Annotated in this window: 13 protein-coding genes; 8 read left to right on the forward strand and 5 right to left on the reverse strand. The window is 62.9% G+C overall.

Annotated elements, in window-relative coordinates; all coding sequences use genetic code 11:
- The first annotated feature begins 209 nt into the window (after positions 1-209).
- The 4 genes from F506_RS12885 to F506_RS12900 all read left to right on the forward strand — a co-directional run bounded on the left by F506_RS12885 (position 210) and on the right by F506_RS12900 (position 4391).
- Complete coding sequence (locus tag F506_RS12885; RefSeq protein ID WP_053198019.1) at positions 210-569, forward strand: response regulator; 360 nt, start codon at positions 210-212, stop codon at positions 567-569.
- Between the two features lie 119 nt (positions 570-688).
- Positions 689-1597 carry a non-homologous end joining protein Ku gene (ku, locus tag F506_RS12890; protein ID WP_053201560.1) on the forward strand — a complete coding sequence of 303 codons (909 nt, stop codon included), beginning with the start codon at positions 689-691 and terminating at the stop codon, positions 1595-1597.
- Positions 1594-4152, forward strand: coding sequence for a DNA ligase D (ligD, locus tag F506_RS12895; protein WP_053198021.1), 2559 nt, complete (start codon positions 1594-1596; stop codon positions 4150-4152). The genes ku and ligD overlap by 4 nt, the downstream gene beginning before the upstream one ends.
- Positions 4149-4391 (forward strand): phospholipase D-like domain-containing protein, encoded by a 243-nt coding sequence (locus F506_RS12900; protein ID WP_053198023.1) that lies wholly within the window; start codon positions 4149-4151, stop codon positions 4389-4391. Before ligD ends, F506_RS12900 begins: the two co-directional genes overlap by 4 nt.
- Before the next feature lie 15 nt (positions 4392-4406).
- Here F506_RS12900 and F506_RS12905 read toward each other — a convergent pair whose 3' ends face one another.
- Positions 4407-8300: an ATP-binding protein gene (locus tag F506_RS12905; protein ID WP_083457838.1), complete on the reverse strand. Its 3894-nt coding sequence runs from the start codon at positions 8298-8300 to the stop codon at positions 4407-4409.
- A gap of 268 nt (positions 8301-8568) precedes the next feature.
- A complete protein-coding gene (locus F506_RS12910; protein ID WP_235471145.1) occupies positions 8569-10734 on the reverse strand; it encodes an EAL domain-containing protein in 2166 nt (721 codons plus the stop codon).
- Positions 10735-10944: 210 nt separating this feature from the next.
- Between F506_RS12910 and F506_RS12915 the strand changes: the two genes are divergently transcribed.
- Positions 10945-11910 (forward strand): threo-3-hydroxy-L-aspartate ammonia-lyase, encoded by a 966-nt coding sequence (locus F506_RS12915; RefSeq protein ID WP_053198025.1) that lies wholly within the window; start codon positions 10945-10947, stop codon positions 11908-11910.
- Positions 11911-12039: 129 nt separating this feature from the next.
- Positions 12040-12972 (forward strand): prolyl aminopeptidase, encoded by a 933-nt coding sequence (pip, locus tag F506_RS12920; RefSeq protein WP_053201564.1) that lies wholly within the window; start codon positions 12040-12042, stop codon positions 12970-12972.
- Between the two features lie 8 nt (positions 12973-12980).
- Here the strand turns inward: pip and clpP are convergent, their stop codons facing one another.
- On the reverse strand, positions 12981-13598 hold the full coding sequence (clpP, locus tag F506_RS12925) for an ATP-dependent Clp endopeptidase proteolytic subunit ClpP (RefSeq protein WP_053198027.1): 618 nt from the start codon (positions 13596-13598) through the stop codon (positions 12981-12983).
- Between the two features lie 158 nt (positions 13599-13756).
- On the opposite strand from clpP, the gene F506_RS12930 reads away from it, so the two are divergent.
- Both F506_RS12930 and F506_RS12935 read left to right on the forward strand, forming a co-directional pair.
- The gene (locus tag F506_RS12930) at positions 13757-14653 is read left to right on the forward strand and encodes a sigma-70 family RNA polymerase sigma factor (protein WP_053198029.1); all 897 of its coding nucleotides are present in this window, start codon (positions 13757-13759) and stop codon (positions 14651-14653) included.
- Positions 14654-14736: 83 nt separating this feature from the next.
- On the forward strand, positions 14737-15378 hold the full coding sequence (locus F506_RS12935; protein ID WP_053198031.1) for a DNA-3-methyladenine glycosylase I: 642 nt from the start codon (positions 14737-14739) through the stop codon (positions 15376-15378).
- A 1-nt stretch (position 15379) separates the two neighbouring features.
- On the opposite strand, the gene gabD is transcribed toward F506_RS12935, so the two are convergent.
- Together gabD and F506_RS12945 are read right to left on the reverse strand one after the other, a co-directional pair.
- Positions 15380-16834, reverse strand: a complete 1455-nt coding sequence (gabD, locus tag F506_RS12940) for an NADP-dependent succinate-semialdehyde dehydrogenase (RefSeq protein WP_053198033.1) — start codon at positions 16832-16834, stop codon at positions 15380-15382.
- 165 nt (positions 16835-16999) lie between these two features.
- On the reverse strand, positions 17000-17725 hold the full coding sequence (locus F506_RS12945; protein ID WP_053198035.1) for a DUF4088 family protein: 726 nt from the start codon (positions 17723-17725) through the stop codon (positions 17000-17002).
- Between the last annotated feature and the right edge of the window lie 306 nt (positions 17726-18031).

Genomic DNA, 18031 nt, shown 5'->3' on the forward strand with positions numbered 1-18031 from the left:
GATACTCGCTGCTTGCGTTTGCAATCAGCGGCGCCAACTGGACTACGTCGAAAAATAGTGCTGCGGCACCAGAATACGGGCGATCCATCAAGGGGAAGGGGATACAAATCGATAGCGCAGCATCGTTTCCGCAACAAGAAAAGCCGGGGCGGCAGGACCGTGTTCCGGAGGACGAAGCTGCCGGCGCCGGCGACGGAGCAGGTGCTTCGGTGCGCAAGGTATTGATCGTCGACGACAATCCGGATGCGGCCGAGATGATGGCCATGCTGCTGTCATCCTACGGCCACAAGGTGCAGACGGCCGTCGATGCCGAGTCGGCGCTGCGCATCGCCAACGAATTCGTGCCGGATGCGATCCTGCTCGACATCGGTTTGCCCGGCACGGACGGCTATACGATCGCGCGCATCCTGCGGCGCGACCCACGCTTTCACGGCGCTACGCTGATCGCCTTGACCGGTTACGGTTCGGCCGGCGATCGCGAGCGGTCGGCGCAGGCCGGATTCGACCATCACCTGGTCAAGCCGGCCCCGATCGACCAGTTGCTGGCGCTGATCGGGACGCCGGAATAGCAGGAGGCGTGCAATTTGAAGTTCGCGTCGGCGGCCGTCTGACAAGGCATTGAGCCGATTGCTGACTGAAACGGCAGCCGGTTTGCGCGATACTTTTCCCACTATTGGGAGAATCCATCATGCGGCGAGCACTATGGAAGGGCGCGATCAGTTTCGGGCTGATCAACATACCGGTCGAGCTGTTCACGGCCGAGAAGCATGACGAGCTCGACTTCACCATGCTGGACAAGCGCGACCTGTCCCCCGTCGGCTACAAGCGCATCAGCAAGAAAACCGGCAAGGAAGTGGTCTGGGACAACATCGTCAAAGGCTACGAATACGAAGACGGCAAATACGTGTTGCTGTCGGATGAAGACTTGCGGCGCGCCAACGTCGAAGCCACCCAGACCATCGACATCGAATCCTTCGTCGATGCAGTGCAGATCCCGATCACTTACTACGAACAGCCGTATTACCTGGCGCCCCTGAAAAGCGGCGCCAAGGCCTACGCCTTGCTGCGCGAGACGCTGCGCAAGAGCGGCAAGGTGGCGCTGGCGCGCATCGTCATCCGTACGCGCCAGCACATCGCCGCGCTGACCCCGTTCGACGACATCATCAACCTGATCACCTTGCGCTACCCGGCCGAACTGCGGGCGCCGGACGACTTGCCGGTGCCCGACGCCAATCCGAAGAAAGCCGGCCTCAGCGCGAAGGAAGTCGAGATGGCGCAGTCGCTGGTGGAAAGCATGTCGGGCGAGTGGGACCCGGAATCGCTGCGCGACACCTACCGCGACGACATCCTGGCGATGGTGCAAAAGAAGATCAGGAGCCGCCAGACCCACGAGATCGCCGAGCCGGAAGCCGATGACGACAGCAAGCCGCGCAGCAGCGCTAAGGTCATCGATCTGATGGCCTTGCTCAAGCAGAGCATCGATGGCAAGGGCAAGAAGCCGGCTGCGTCCGCCGCCAAAAGCCGCAGCAAGGTTGGCGCCAGGCCTGCCGCCAAGACCCGGGCAAGGGCCGCATCGGCAACGCGGGCGCGCGCATGAGCCTGGCCCGCTATCGCGCCAAGCGTGATTTCAGGATCACGCCCGAGCCGCCGCCGGCCACGCGCCGGTCCGGCAAGATGCTCAGCTACTTCATTCAGCGCCATCACGCCCGCGCTTTGCACTACGACTTCCGCCTCGAAGTGGGCGGCGTGCTCAAAAGCTGGGCGGTGCCGAAAGGTCCCAGCCTGGACCCGCACGACAAGCGCCTGGCGGTGCACGTGGAAGACCATCCCTACGACTACGGCAGTTTTGAAGGCCGCATTCCCGAGCACCAGTACGGCGCCGGCGAAGTGGTCCTGTGGGATCGCGGGGAATGGCTGCCGATCGGCGATCCGGTGGCCGGCTTGAAAAAAGGACACCTGGAATTCGAGCTGCGCGGCGTCAAACTGAACGGGCGCTGGAACCTGGTGCGCATGGGCAAGCCCGCAGAAAAAGACAGCAAGAGCAAGGAAAACTGGCTGTTGATCAAGGAAAAGGACGACGCCGCACGCGAAGGCAAACAGGCCGACATCACCGGCTTGCGGCCGGAAAGCGTAGCGGATGCACTGCCTCCCAAGGCCGTAAAACCTGCAGCCAAGGCGGCTGAAACAACGCCGAAAAACCGCCGGAACGCACATCGCGCCGCCATGCCGGCCAAGCTCGACGTCCAGCTGGCGACGCTGGCCGAACACGCACCCGACGGCGACGAATGGCTCAGCGAAATGAAGTTCGACGGCTATCGCGGGTTGTGCCGCATCGAGGGCGGCGAGGCGCGCATCTTTACGCGCGAGCATCTCGACTGGAGCAAGCGCTGGCCGCAACTGACCCAGGCGCTGGCCGCGCTTGACGTCGATGAAGCCTGGATCGACGGGGAAGTGGTGGCATTGCTGGAGGGCGGCAGCATCAGTTTCGAAGCCTTGCAGGACCAGGCCGGCTATGGCGGAGTAACGTTGGCCCTGTACGTGTTCGACCTGCTGTGGCTCAACGGCGAGGACTTGCGCGACACGCCGCTGCTGGAGCGCAAGCGCCGGCTGCGCGAAGTGGTGCCGGGGGTGGACGGCAGCGGGCTGATCCGTTTCAGCGAACATATCGTCGGCGACGCCGCCGAAGTCTATCGCCACGCCTGCCTGCACGGCATGGAGGGTACCGTGGTCAAGCGCATCGATGCCGCCTATGCGGGGCGGCGCGACCGCAGCTGGCTCAAGCTCAAGTGCGCGCTGCGCCAGGAATTCGTCATCGCCGGCTATACCGATCCGGCCGGCAGCCGAGTCGGCTTCGGCGCTTTGCTGGTGGGCGTGCATGATGCAGCAACCGGAGAGTTGCACTACGCCGGACGCGTCGGAACCGGCTTCGACGACCGCAATCTGGCGCAACTGCTCAAGCGCTTCAAAACCCTGGAGCGCGATCAGCCGGCCTTCGTCGATCCGCCGCGCGGCCGGCTGGCGCATGGCGTGCACTGGCTGGCGCCGAAGCTGGTGGCGGAGGTGAAGTTCGCGCAGTGGACCAAATCCGGCATCCTGCGTCACGGCGCGTTCGTGGCGTTGCGCGAGGACAAGAAGGCCGGCGACATCGTGCGCGAGAGGAAGGACGCTACGCCTGATGTTCCTGATGCTCCTGATGCGACGGCAGCGTCAGGAAAATCCTGCAAATCCGCGAAGGCCGGATCTGCAGGCGGCGTTATCGCAGGCGTGCGCCTCACCCATCCCGACAAGTTGCTGTTCACTGATCCGCACCTGAGCAAACGCGATCTCGCCGAATACTACGCCAGCATCGCCGACTGGCTGCTGCCACACGTGCAGCGACGCCCGATGACCATGGTGCGCTGTCCCGACGGCAGTGCCGGCAAGTGCTTCTTCCAGCGCCATCTGGGCCAGGGAGCGCCTGACGCCGTGGAGAAGATCGAGGTCCCGGAAGGCAAGGGCAGCGCCGACTACATGATGGTCAACGATGTTGCCGGACTGGTCGCTACCGTCCAGATGGGCGTATTGGAACTGCATACCTGGGGCTCGCGCGAGGGCAAGCTGACGCAACCGGACCGGGTCGTCTTCGATCTCGATCCGGCGCCGGACGTCCCGTGGGGCAAGGTGGTTGACGGCGCCCGGCTGGTGCACGGCTTGCTGGAAGAAATCGGCTTGCGCAGTTTCGTCAAGACCTCGGGCGGCAAGGGCTTGCACGTGGTCGTACCGATCGTGCCGGAACAGGACTGGGATGTTGTCAAGGAATGGTCGCGTAGCCTCGCCACGCACATGGCGGAAGTACTGCCGGATTACTTCACTGCAAAGATGGCGAAGGTGGCGCGCAACGGCAAGATCTACATCGATTACCTGCGCAACGGGATAGGAGCCACCACCGTCGCCGCGTATTCGCCGCGAGCGCGGCCGGGAGCACCGGTGTCGGTACCGCTGACCTGGGATGAATTGAGCGCCAGGACAAAGGCAGACAGCTTCAATGTCGCCACCGTGCCGAAACGGCTGGCCTCGCTCAAGCGCGATCCCTGGCATGACTATGCCGGTACGAAACAGCGCCTAACCAAGAAGATTTTGTCGTTGTTCCCTACTGAAGAGGAGTCAGCATGAGCATCCCTGTCGACCTGCCCGGCGGCGAATTCCTGCCGGAGCTTACCAGCCCATCCCTGCAAGCCGGCATCGCGCGTCTGGGGCCCTCGCAATACCGGGGCATCGTGCTCGTGGATGGCGGCTACCAGCCCAGCTACAGTTGCCTGGAAATCCGGGCGACCGAGCTGGCCGCGATCAGCGACGCCCAGGAATTCATCGCCATGCAAGCTGCCGAAAACGCTAAACAGCGCCGTGACTGATCCTGCGCTGCCGGTTCAGGCCGGTTCAGCATCCGGTGCGGCGCCGGCAATCAGATTGCCAAGCACGCCGGCAGAGACCTCGGACGCAGCCGCGGAGGCAGCCAGCGTGCTGCGGATCAGTTCTTCCACGACATCGATATCGACCGGCTTGACCAGGTGATGATCGAAGCCGGCCTGCAGCGAGCGCAGCTTGTCGCTTGCCTGGCCGTATCCGGTCAGCGCGATCAGCCGGATGCCGTCCAGTTGCGGCATGGCGCGCAGATGGCCGGCGACTTCGTAGCCGTCCATGATGGGCAGGCCGATGTCCAGCAAGGCGATGCGCGGTGTGAAATCCTTGACGATGTCCAGCGCCGACGGTCCGTCATAGGCGATGCGGATTTCATGTCCTTGCATGGTCAGGAGTTCGCCGAGGATTTGCGCGGCGTCCAGGTTGTCGTCGACGATCAGGATGGCGCAGCCTTTTTCCGCCGGTTGCAGGTCGTGCAGGCTGTCGGGAGTCAAGGGCAGCAATATCGGCGTGGCGTCGCTGAGGACGGCCGGCAGCTTGATCGTGAACACGCTGCCCGCGCCCGGACCGGCGCTAAATACATGCACTGAACCTCCATGCAATTCCGTCAGGCTGCGCACGATCGCCAGGCCGAGTCCGAGGCCGCCGCCGGCGCGATCGATCGCCTGGGTTTCCTGGGCGAACATTTCGAATACGTGCGGCAGCATATTCGGGCGAATGCCGATGCCGTTGTCACGTACGTCCACCACGATCTGGTTGTTGTCGAGCCTGGCGTCGACGCTGATGTGGCCGCGGTTTTCGGTGTACTTGCAGGCATTGGTCAGCAGGTTGGCGAGCACCTGGGTCAGACGCTCCGGGTCGGCGTGCACGTGCAGGCCTTGTGCCGGTACGTTGAGGGTGAGGCGGTGCTGACGCTCTTCCAGCAGCGGACTGGCGGTCTCGACGGCCTTGGAGATGATGTCGGCGATTTCGAGTTTCTTTTTCTGCAGGTTGATCTTGCCCTGCGCCACCCGCGAGACGTCCAGCAAGTCGTCTACCAGCCGCACCAGGTGGCGCGCCTGGCGTTCGATCACGCTGCATTCCTTTTCCATCCCGCCTCCGCCGCGCAGGCGCATCAGGTGCACCGCCGTGAGAATCGGCGTGAGGGGATTGCGCAGTTCATGGCCGAGCATGGCGAGGAATTCATCCTTGGTGCGGTTGGCGACTTCCGCCGCCTGGCGCGCGCGCGTCAGCTCGGTGACTTCGAAGGCCACTACCGCAATGCCTTCAATGCTGCCGTCGGTCTTGAGCATCGGCTGATAGACGAAATCGAAGAAGCGTTCTTCCGCCGCCCCCGGGCTGCGCCGCAGCATCACTCCCAGGGACCGGCCGATGTAGGGCTCGGCAGAACGATACACTTTGTCGAGCAGCTCGAGCACCACCTGGCCTTCCAGTTCAGGCAGCGATTCGCGCACGGTGCGACCGATGATGGGGCGGTTGCCGACCAGCTCCTGATAGGGCGTATTGGCCAGTTCGAAGACGTGATTGGGGCCGCGCGTGATGGCGATGGCCACCGGCGCCTGGGCGAAAATCGTGGCCATGCGGTCGGCATGGCGTTTCTCCATGGCGCGGATCTGCGAACGCAGCAGCATGGATTCGATCCTGGTAATCAGCTCGCGGCTGGAAAACGGCTTGACCAGATAATCGTCTGCACCCGCGGCGATACCTTCCAGCCGCGCCTCTTCGCCGGCACGCGCCGACAGCAGGAGAAAGGGAATATCCTTGCTGGCGTCTTCGCTGCGCAGCGCATTCAGCAGTCCGAAGCCGTCGAGCTGCGGCATCATGACGTCGGACAGGATCAGGTCGGGCGGATTGGCGCGCACCGACTCCAGCGCCTCGGCGCCGTTGCCGACAGCCTCGACGCGCCAGTGCGATTGCAGCAGGTTGCACAGGTATTCGCGCATGTCGGCGTTGTCGTCGGCGACCAGGATGCGGGCGCCGGCCGACGGCAGGGGATTGGTGCGGATGCGGTCGGCGCCGATCGTCTCTTCGGCTTCGATGGCAGTACTTGTTTTCGCACCGCTCCAGCGATCCGCTTCGGCGGCGTAGGCATCCGCCAGCGGACTCAGGCTGACCGGGTCGGCGGAGTCGACCACGCGCTCGGCCGGCAGATGATCGCGTCCGGCCGGGATCGTCAGCGTGAACGACGATCCCTGGTCCAGATCGCTGTCGACACCGATGGCGCCGCCCTGCAGCGTGACGAGATCGCGCACCAGTGCCAGGCCGATGCCGGAGCCTTCATGGGTGCGCGATTGCGAACCTTCGACGCGATGGAAACGCTTGAACACCAGCGGCAACTGTTCACGGGCGATGCCGACGCCGGTGTCGCTGACGGTCAGGCTGACGTGGTCGCCGTGACCGCGCAGGCGGATGCCGATCTTGCCGGCGAAGGTGAACTTGAAGGCGTTGGAGAGCAGGTTGAGGACGATTTTTTCCCACATGCCCGGATCGACCCAGGTCGCTTCGCTCAAGGGCGGGCAATCCACCTCGAATCTCAGTCCCGCGCCTTCGATGGTCGAGCGGAAGGTGCTGGCGAGGTCGGCCGTAAATGCCGCCAGGTCGATCTGCACATACGAGGCCTGCGTGCGGCCGGCCTGGGTGCGCGAAAAATCGAGCAGGGTATTCACCAGCCGTTGCAAGCGCAGGGCATTGCGGCGGAGCATTTCGGCGCGCTCCTGCTGCGCTGCAGGCAGGCTGTGTTCCTTGTCGGCCAGCATGTCGTTCAGCGGCCCCAGCATCAGCGTAAGCGGCGTGCGGAATTCGTGGCTGACGTTGCTGAAGAAAGTGGTCTTGGCCTGGTCCAGTTCGGCCAGCAGGTCGGCGCGCTGTTTTTCCGCTTCGGCGGAGCGCGCGTTCTGGATGGCGATGCCGATCTGGCCCGCCAGCAAATCGAAGAAGGTCTGGTAGTCCTCATCCAGCTGGCGAGTCGGATTGACGCCGCAGATCAGTACGCCGATCGGGTGTTCTTGTCCCGGCGTCTGCAGCGGCAGCATCACCGCCTGCTGCAGATGCTGGTCGGCCAGACCGGGCGGTAGCGTATCGACCGCGCTGATGTCGATCAGGATTTTGCCGCTGGCGCCGAGCGCTTGTTCGAACGGCCAGAAGGAGGTCGCTGTGCCGGCATCAGCATCAGCATCAGCGGCGCCGACAACCACGCCCGCGGGAGCAACCGGGTCGAGCGCTGCGACGCGCACGCGCTGTTCCAGCAGCACCTGGCGACGGCTGCAATCGGCCAGATACAACAGGGCGAACGGGATATCGTCGGGATTGTCGGCCAGGATTGCGGCGGCGGCGGCGCAAGCGCCTGCGGTGGTCCGCTCGACCAGCGCCCCCCGCGCCAGGTCGGACAGCGTGCGCAGGCGACGGGCGTTGAGGTGCTTGGAGGTCATTTCCGCGTTGGTGCAGAACAGGCCCCCGACTTTGCCGGACTCGTCGCGGATCGGACTGTAGGAAAAGGAAAAGTAGTTTTCCTCCAGGCCGTATTCGCGATTCATGAACAGCCGGATATCGTCCACCAGGGTCGCTTCGGCGTGATGGAACACCTTGTCCGCCAGCGGGCCGCAGATATCCCAGATTTCCGCCCAGACTTCGGCGGCGGGGCGCCCCAGCGCTGAAGGATGCTTGGATTCGCTGAGTACGGCGATGTAGGCGTCGTTGTAGAAAAAGGTGATGTCTTCGCCCCAGCCCAGCCACATGGGCTGTCGCGAATTGATCATCAGGCTGATGGAGGTCTTCAGGCTTTGCGGCCAGTTGCCAATGGGCCCGAGCGGGGTGGCGGACCAGTCATGTTCCAGTATCAGTCGTCCCATGGTCCCCGGACCCTGGAGAAAACTGTACTGCGTCAATGCGGCGTCAAGCTTCATGTGCAGCCTCTGTATTCACCATGGTGAAGTGCTTTTTTTGGATTTGGGAAGAACGCATCTCACGCCTGTTGATGAAATGCGTTCTGGTGAATCTTCCGACCCGAGGAATCGGTCTCCGGCGAACACGTGTATGGAAAGGTGCAAGCGGCAGAGGGATATCTTCGCTTGCTATGTTACGAAGAAATGGGAAAAAAGGGGCGTTTGCGGCGAGCGCAGCAAACTTTCTTACCGGGGATTCAGTGTTTGTCCTACGCCGGGAATTGGTATTTCAGCCACGCTTTGCCGTGGCCTCCCATTCACCCAGCCATCCGGAAAATGCGTCGGCGTGCATCGGTCGCGCAATGCCGTAGCCTTGCGCCAGTTCGCAACCCATCTTGAGGAGCTTGACGGCGTGCTGCTCGCTCTCGACGCCTTCGGCGATGACCTTGCGTCCGAACGCCTTGGCCAGGCCGATCACGCCGCGCACGATGGCGAGATCTTCATGATCGCTCAGCATGTCGCGCACGAAGCTCTGGTCGATCTTCAGCGTGCAGGCCGGCAGGCGCTTGAGATAGGTCAGCGACGAATAGCCGGTGCCGAAGTCGTCGATCGAAAACTGCACGCCGAGCTCGCGGCATGATTGCATCACGCGCGACACCGCTTCGATGTCATGCATGGCGCTGGTTTCGAGGATCTCGAGCTCCAGGTCGCAGGGCGCGATGTGCGGATAACGCGCCAGCAATTCCTGCATCACAGCCGGAAAGCGCGTGTCCTGCAACTGGTTCGGCGCCAGGTTGATGCTGACCGGCATGCGGATGCCGGCTTGCCGCCATTGCTCCATCTGCGCCAACGCATTGGAGGCCACCCAGATGCCGATGTCTTCGTTGAGATGATGTCCTTCGATCAGCGGCAGGAACAGCGCTGGCGCCAGCAGGCCGCGCTCCGGATGCTGCCAGCGCAGCAGTGCTTCGACGCCGACCACGGTGCGGGTTTTCATGTTCACCTTGGGCTGGTAGTGCAGCACCAGTTCGTCGTTCTCCAGCGCTTCGGCCAGGCGCCGGACGTAGACATGACGGCTCTTGCCTTCGGCCTCGCGGGGAGCGTCGAACAGATGGTAGCGATTCTTGCCGGCCTGTTTGGCCTCGTACATGGCGAGGTCGGCGTGGCGCATCAGCTGGTCTTCGCTGACGTCGTCATAGGGATAGGTCGTCACGCCGATGCTGGCCGTCACTTCCAGATGCTTGTCGCCGATCTGGACCGGGATGGCGCAGGCCTTGAGAATGCGTTCGAGCAAGCGTTTGAGCTTGGCATTGCTGTCGATGTCGACCAGCACCGCGACGAACTCGTCGCCGCCGATCCGGGCCAGCGTGTCGGTGTCGCGCAAGGTGCCGACGATGCGTTCGGATATCGCCACCAGCAGCGCGTCGCCGACGTCATGGCCATGCAGGTCGTTGATCAGCTTGAAACCGTCGAGGTCCAGATACAGCACGGCGAGCGGCTTGCCGCTGCGTTTGCTGAGCGCGATGGCCTGCCGCAGACGGTCCGACAGCAGCAGCCGGTTGGGCAGGTCGGTGAGCGCATCGAAATGCGCCAGGTGTTCGAGTTCTTCCTGCTGGCGGCGCAGCATGGTGATGTCGCGCGCAATACTGGACGCGCCGACGATATTGCCTTCCCGATCGCGGATCGGCGAGATGGTCGCCGACACATGGATGCGTTTGCCGTTTTTGTGGATGCGCACGGTTTCAAAGTGTTCGACCTTTTCTCCGGCCAGGATCTTGTTGAGAATGAACGCCTCTTCCTCGAGGCGTTCTGCCGGGAACAGGCGCAGCATGGGTTGGCCCAGCATTTCTGCCTCGGTGTAGCCGAAGATGGTCTCGGCGGCGCGGTTCCAGCTGCTGATGCGGCCGTGCATGGTTTTCGAGATGATGGCATCGTCGGAACTGTCGACCAGTGCGCGGAACTGTTCCGCAGCGCCTTCCAGCCTGAGCTGGTTGCTGATGTTGCGGGCGATCTTGGAGGTGCCGACGACATTGCCGTCTTCGTCGCACACCGGCGAAATGGATACCGACACAGGCACTTTCGAGCCGTCCTTGTGAATGCGTATGGTTTCAAACGGCGCGACCTGCTCGCCGTTGAGGATGCGTTCGAGGATGTAATACTCTTCGTCCAGGCGCTCGATCGGGAACAGGCGCAGCATCTGGAGGCCAAGCATTTCCTTTTCGGTATAGCCGAAGAGGCGTTCGGCGCCTTCATTCCAGCTGGTGACGATGCCGTTGAGGGTCTTGCCGATGATGGCATCGCCCGAAGATCGAACGATGGCCTGGAAGCGATCGTCGCCGAGGCGTTTGCCGACCGGGACCGATATCGGTTTGAGCCGCAGTTTGGGCGGCCGCCGGTGCTGCATGCCGCCGTTGCTGCGGGCAGCGGAAACGCTTTCGCATTGACGGGTTTTCATGGACGCAATCCTTTGCTTTGCAAGGCGGACAAACGGGGATGTAGCGAGACTGTGAGCGGATGGTACGCGGGGCTGCGCCATGCTTGTATCGGGATTTTCCTGAACGGACGCTGACGCGGCGCGGAGCAGGGCGCGGTCGCGTTGCTGAAAATGTTTTACTATCTGAAGAGCAACAAATCCCGTACCCGCCCAGCCACTGATGGAGAGAACATGCCTGAGCTTCCCGATTACAGCGACGTAGTCGCCGCCACCGGCCGCATCGCCGGCCATGCTAACAAGACGCCGGTGCTGACTTCGCGTACGGCCGATGCCGAGATCGGCGGGCAGGTTTTCTTCAAGTGTGAAAATTTCCAGCGCATGGGCGCGTTCAAGTTCCGCGGCGCCATGAATGCGCTGATGCGCTTCACGCCGGAGCAGCGCAACGACGGCGTGGTGACGTTTTCATCGGGCAACCATGCACAGGCAATTGCGCTGGCGGCGCACCAGCTCGGCATGCCGGCCACCATCGTGATGCCGGAAGACGCGCCCGAAGCCAAGGTGGCCGCCACGCGCGGATACGGCGGCAAGGTGGTACGTTTCAACCGCTATACCGAAAACCGCGAAGAGATTTGCGCCGCGCTGGCGGAGAAGCACGGCCTGACCATGATTCCGCCCTACGACCATCCCGACGTGATCAGCGGACAGGGCACCGCCGTCAAGGAACTGATCGAGGAAACCGGACCGCTGGATGCGCTGTTCGTCTGCCTCGGCGGCGGCGGGCTGCTGTCGGGCTCCTTGCTGGCTGCCAAGGCCTTGTCGCCCGATTGCCAGACGTATGGCGTCGAGCCGGAAGCCGGCGACGACGCGCTGCAATCCTTGCGTGCCGGCAAGATCATCCACATCGACACGCCGAAGACCATCGCCGACGGCGCCCAGACCCAGCATCTCGGTCATTACACGTTCGAGATCATCCGCCGTGATGTGACCGACATCCTGACCGTCAGCGACAACGAGCTGGTGGCATGCATGCGTTTCTATGCGGAGCGCATGAAGATGATCGTCGAGCCGACCGGCTGCCTCAGCTTCGCCGCCGTGCGCAAGATGAAGGCGCAGCTCAAGGGCAAACGCATCGGCGTCATCGTCAGCGGCGGCAATGTCGACCTGGCCAAACTGTCGGGCTATTTTGCCGCGACCTGAAACTCTTCCCGCTTTCCATCCGACCTCAAGGAAATCCACACAATGAGCAATATCGGCAATATCAGCAGCAGCAGCAACGCCGGCAATACCGACAATACCGACAATACCGACAACATCGCATTGCGCACGCTGTACCCGCCCATCGCGCCGTATGAGAGCGGCATGCTCGACGTCGGCGACGGCCATAGCGTGTATTGGGAAACCTGCGGCAATCCCAAAGGCAAGCCGGTGGTGTTCCTGCACGGCGGTCCGGGCGGCGGTTGCGGTCCTTCGCACCGGCAACTCTTCAATCCCGAGAAATATCGCATCGTGCTGTTCGATCAGCGCGGTTGCGGCCGTTCGCTGCCGCATGCCAATCTGGACGCCAACACCACCTGGGACCTGGTGGCCGATATCGAACGCCTGCGCGTGCTGCTGGGCGTCGACAAGTGGCAGGTGTTCGGCGGTTCATGGGGCAGCACCTTGGCGCTGGCCTACGCCGAGACGCATCCCGAGCGCGTCAGCGAGCTGGTGCTGCGCGGCATCTTCCTGCTGCGGCAAGCCGAGCTGGAGTGGTATTACCAGGAAGGCGCCTCATGGCTGGCGCCGGACCGCTGGGACGAGTTCCTGGCGCCGATTCCGGAAGCCGAGCGCGGCGATCTCATGAGCGCCTACCGCAAACGGCTGGTCGGCGACGACGAAGCCGCCAGGCTGGAAGCGGCGCGCACCTGGAGCCGCTGGGAAGCCAGCACCGTGACGCTGGTGCCGGATGAAGGCATGATCGCGGGCTTCAGCGACCCGCACTTTGCGCTGGCGTTCGCGCGCATCGAGAACCATTACTTCGTTCACCACGGCTTCATGGAAGAAGGCCAGCTGCTGGCCAATGCGGGGCGTCTCAAGGGCATTCCGGGCGTGATCGTGCAGGGCCGCTATGACATCGTCACGCCGGCGAAGTCGGCATGGGACCTGCACAAGGCCTGGCCGGATGCAACCTTGCACCTGGTCGGCAGCGCCGGCCACGCGTACAACGAGCCGGGCATCCTTGACCAGCTGATCCGCGCCACCGACGGCTTTGCCGAGTGAACAGGCGCTCAGTCCGGGCGCGTCTTGTGCGACACGACTTCGTCGATCAGGCCGTATTCCCTGGCGCGTTCGGATGACATGAAGTTGTCGCGTTCGAGGTCGCCGGCGATGCGCTCTATCGGCTGGCGGGTGTGATGGGCCAGGATGCCGTTGAGGCGTTCACGCAGGTAGAGGATTTCGCGCGCCTGGATTTCGACGTCGGTTGCGCTTCCCTGCGAACCGCCGGACGGCTGGTGCACCATGATGCGGGCGTTAGGCAAGGCCAGCCGCTTGCCGGGTGCGCCGGCCGCCAGCAGGATGGCGCCCATGCTGGCCGCGAAGCCGGTGCACAGGGTCGAGACCTGCGGCCGGATGAACTGCATGGTGTCGTAGATCGCCAGCCCGGCATAAACCACGCCGCCCGGTGAATTGATATAAAGCGAGATGTCCTTGTCGGGATCTTCCGACTCGAGGAACAGCAACTGCGCCACGATCAGGTTTGCCGACTGATCGGTGACCGGCCCGACCAGGAAGATGATGCGCTCGCGCAGCAGCCTCGAGTAGATGTCGTAGGCGCGTTCCGAACGCCCCGATTGCTCGACGACGGTGGGGACCAGGTCCAGGGCGCGAGGGGAAAATGCAGGCATGGCGTGTCCTTTTTCGTGAAATGTTGATGTAAGGACATGACGGTTGCCGCCGGCCTTGCGTGACGGCATGAAAATATTTTTCGCACGCTGTCACGTTTTGGCCGGCCCGGACGTCAACGAAGAGCAGTCGCCCGGCGCTGCCCATATGGAGAAATCACATGACAAGAAACCCGATCAGCGCCACCGCCACGTTCGAAGCCGCACGGCGGCGGCTGCTGTCGATCGCCTACCGCATGCTCGGTAGCGTGGCCGAGGCGGAAGACGTCGTCCAGGAAACCTGGATTCGTTGGCACGAAGCGCAGGACCTGCCGCTCAAAACACCGGTGGCCTGGCTGACCACCGTCGCCACGCGGCTGGCGATAGACCGCCTGCGGCATCTGCAGCATGAGCGCGCCGCCACCGCCGTGCCCTGGCTGCCTGAGCCGTGGATGGACGCGTGCGCGCCGTCGGCCGAAGACGCGGTGTCGATGCTGTCGGACCTGTCGTATGGCGTGCTGCTGATGCTGGAACGCCTGAGTCCGGATGAGCGGGCGGCCTTGCTGCTGCACGAAGTGTTCGATTGCCAGTACGAGGAGATCGCACGCACGCTGGACAAGACGGCGGTGCATTGCCGGCAACTGGTGCGCAGGGCGAAGGAGCGCGTGCAGTCGGACCGGGTACGCCGGATTGCGGACGAACAGGTGTGCCGCGAGACGGCGCAAGAGTTCGTGGCGGCGATCTGTCGCCAGGACAAGCAGGCCCTGCTGCAATTGCTGGCGCCGGATGCCGTGGTGGTGGGCAATGGTGGTATTGGCGGGATCGGTACGCAGGCGGCGAGCGGTTTTGTCGGCGCCCTCATGTCAATGAGCATGCCGGGCATGCGGATCGAATGCGCCGGCATCAACGGCGGATGGGGCGCGACATTTTTGCAGCACGGAAAAATTGTTCTCGCGCTCAGCTTCGCGATGGACGGACCGGCGATCCGCACGGTGTATGCGATCGCCGACCCGGGCCGGCATGGACAGAGCGCTGCGCCGGCGGTTTTGCAGTTGCTGCAAGAAGCCATCGCGGCTTGACTGTCAAATAGCAAGAAGCGCCGTGCGCGCCCGCTCGCTTTGCCTCATCATGGCGGCTTGCGCGCGGCATTCCACTTATCGACATGACAACAACAACCAGCAACGACGTACCAGGACTGATCACGGCGGAGGACGGCAAGGTGTATTGCGCCTGGCATGTGGCCATGCCCGAATACCATGGCGGCGAATGGGGCAGGCCGGTGGCCGATGACGTGCGGCTGTTCGAGAAGATTTGCCTGGAGGGATTCCAGTCCGGGCTGGCGTGGATCACCATCCTGCGCAAGCGCGAGAATTTCCGCGCCGCGTTCGACGGTTTCGATTTCCATCGCGTGGCGCGCTACACGGAGCAAGACGTGGAACGCCTGCTCGGCGACGCCGGCATTATTCGCAACCGCGCCAAGATCGTCTCCGCCATCAACAACGCCCGCCGCGCCATCGAACTGGTCGACGAAGCCGGTTCGCTGGCGGCCTGGTTCTGGCAATTCGAACCCGCCGCAAAAGACCGGCCCAAGATCCTCACGCTCGACTATTGGCAGGCCAATCCCACCTCGGAAGCCTCGGTGGCGTTGTCGAAAGCACTCAAGAAACGCGGCTGGACCTTCGTCGGCCCGACCACGATTTATGCCTTCATGCAGGCGATGGGTCTGGTCAATGACCACCTGACCGGCTGCGCCTGCCGCAAGACGGTGGAAGCAGAGCGCAAGACGTTCCGGCGACCGGGTTGAATCAGATTCCCCCCATGCACAAGTACTTGATGACCAGGTAGTCGTCGATGCCGTAGTGCGATCCCTCGCGTCCCATGCCCGATTGCTTGACGCCGCCGAACGGGGCGACTTCGTTGGAGATCAGGCCGGTATTGATGCCGACGATGCCGCTTTCCAGTGCTTCGGCAACACGCCAGATGCGGCCGATATCACGCGAATAGAAATAGCTGGCCAGTCCGAACTCGGTATCGTTGGCCTGCGCCAGCACTTCATCATCCGTCTTGAAACGGAACAGCGGCGCCATCGGACCGAAGGTTTCTTCGCGCGCGATCTTCATGTCGGCGGTGACGTCGGCAATCACGGTCGGCTCGAAGAACCCGTGTCCCAGCGCATGGCGCTTGCCGCCCAACAGCACGCGCCCACCCTTGGCGAGGGCGTCGGCGACGTGCTGTTCGACTTTCTGTACTGCTTTCTCGTCGATCAGCGGACCTTGTGTGACGCCGCTATCGAGACCGTTGCCGACCTTCAGCTTCGCCACGGCGGCGACCAGCTTGTCGGCAAACTGGTTGTAGACGCCGTCTTGTACGTAGATGCGATTGGCGCAGACGCAGGTTTGTCCGGTATTGCGGAACTTGGAGGCGATCGCGCCTTCTACCGCCGCGTCGAGATCGGCATCGTCGAACACGATGAAGGGCGCATTGCCGCCCAGTTCCAGCGATATCTTCTTGATGGTCGCCGCGCATTGCTCCATCAGCAGCTTACCGACTGCGGTCGAGCCGGTGAAGCTCAGCTTGCGCACGATGGGGTTGCCCGTCATCTCGGCGCCGATCACCTTGGATGAACCGGTGACGACGTTCAATACGCCGGCCGGCACGCCTGCACGTTCGGCCAGCACCGCCAGCGCCAATGCGGAAAACGGCGTCGCCTCGGCCGGCTTGAGCACCATCGGACAGCCCGCCGCGAGCGCAGGACCGGCCTTGCGCGTAATCATCGCCGCCGGGAAATTCCATGGCGTGATGGCCGCACAGACGCCGATCGGTTCCTTGATGACGACGATGCGGTTGTCGGGCGCCGGCGAGGGAATGGTGTCGCCATAAGTACGTTTGGCTTCTTCGCCGAACCATTCGATGAACGAGGCGGCGTAAGCGATTTCGCCCTTGGATTCGGCCAGCGGTTTGCCTTGCTCGGCCGTCATGATCAGGGCCAGGTCGTCGGCGTTGGCGAGCATCAGATCGTTCCATTTACGCAGGACGGCGGCGCGCTCCCTGGCGGTTTTCTTGCGCCAGGCCGGCCATGCCGCCTGCGCGGCCTCGATCGCGCGCCGGGTTTCATCCGTGCCCATGTCGGGTACCGTGCCGAGCTTGTCGCCGGTGGCCGGATTGGTGACGGCGCGCGTACCGCCGTCGTCGGCATTGCACCAGGCGCCGTTGATGTAGCCCTGCTGACGCAGCAGGGAAGGATCTTTGAGTTGCAGCATTGATAACTCCTGTCCGTTGAGAAGCGCTGCGGCAATCACGATGTCTCCCGCAGATAATCTTTTGGATCGGATTCGGCTGAAAGGTTCGGAGGTTTTTCGGCGCGGAAAAGAACAAGGCCCGTTGCGCATGAAGCACAACGGGCCTTGGATCGGGGCGATTCGGATTCAGGCAAACACGCTGCGATACCAAGCGAGGGCGCGGCCGAGGAAGCCGTCGGCTTCTTCTTCAAACAGATACGGTTTCTTGTCGCGCAGGCGATCGAGGATTTCCTTTTCTTCCTTTTCCTTGACCGTGCCGTAGGCGATGCCGAGTGTGAGCAGCGTGCGCAGCGAGCCGAGTTTTTCCCTGGCGACGGCGCCGCGTGCATGTTCGACCGCGATCTTGGCGTCGTGCAGTTGCTGCGCCCACGAACGCGCCAGACGCCATGCCGGGGTCTTCAGCGCCTCTTCGGCCTTGGCGATGCTGATCGCCGCCGACTTGATTTGCGCGGCGAGGACGTCGATCTGCGATTCGTCGCCCTTGGCTTGCTTGACGATGGATGTCGCCCAGGCCTTCGACGCGGCGGTCAGTTCATCGATGCTCCAGTCATGCCGCACGGCGATATGGAAACCGTAATTGGAGGCTTGCGAGATCAGGATCGCGACCACGTCGGGAAAGTCCTTGTCGAGCGCGCGCTTGGCCCATGCGTACTGGCCCGACAGCATCAGGTGCTGCACGGCGGCTTCGGTCAGGAAGGTGGTGTTGTCGGAGAGTTTCGCCAGCATGAAGCTCTCGAAGGTCGGCGAGACAAATCCCGAATCGCACTTCAGCGAGAGGCGATTGAAGTTCTTGTAGTCGCGGTCGAGCGAATCGTAGACTTCATCTTTGAGGTTGAGATTGAGTTTTTTCATAGTGTTTCCCTGGAGCCCTGGCGTGTTGTCGGATCGACATGCATGACGCTGCCGACCTTCGAAATTTTAATCGCAAATCAGCCGCCGCATTGAATTCGCAGCGAGAGGGCATGGTGCATGAGGGTTAACGGCAGCAATCGGGAAAACTTTTCCTGTGGAAATTTCGCGGAAAAAAAGAAGCCCGGCAAACCCGGGCTTTTTCGCATGCATCGGCAAGGTTTCCCCTAGAATACGCCCACTCAGATACGCCCACTCAGCCTTGAAAGCACACACCATGGACAGCAAGCCGCAACCCGATATGGTCAC

Origin of the sequence: Herbaspirillum hiltneri N3 (assembly GCF_001267925.1) — a bacterium.
GTDB classification, from domain to species: Bacteria; Pseudomonadota; Gammaproteobacteria; order Burkholderiales; family Burkholderiaceae_D; genus Herbaspirillum; species Herbaspirillum hiltneri.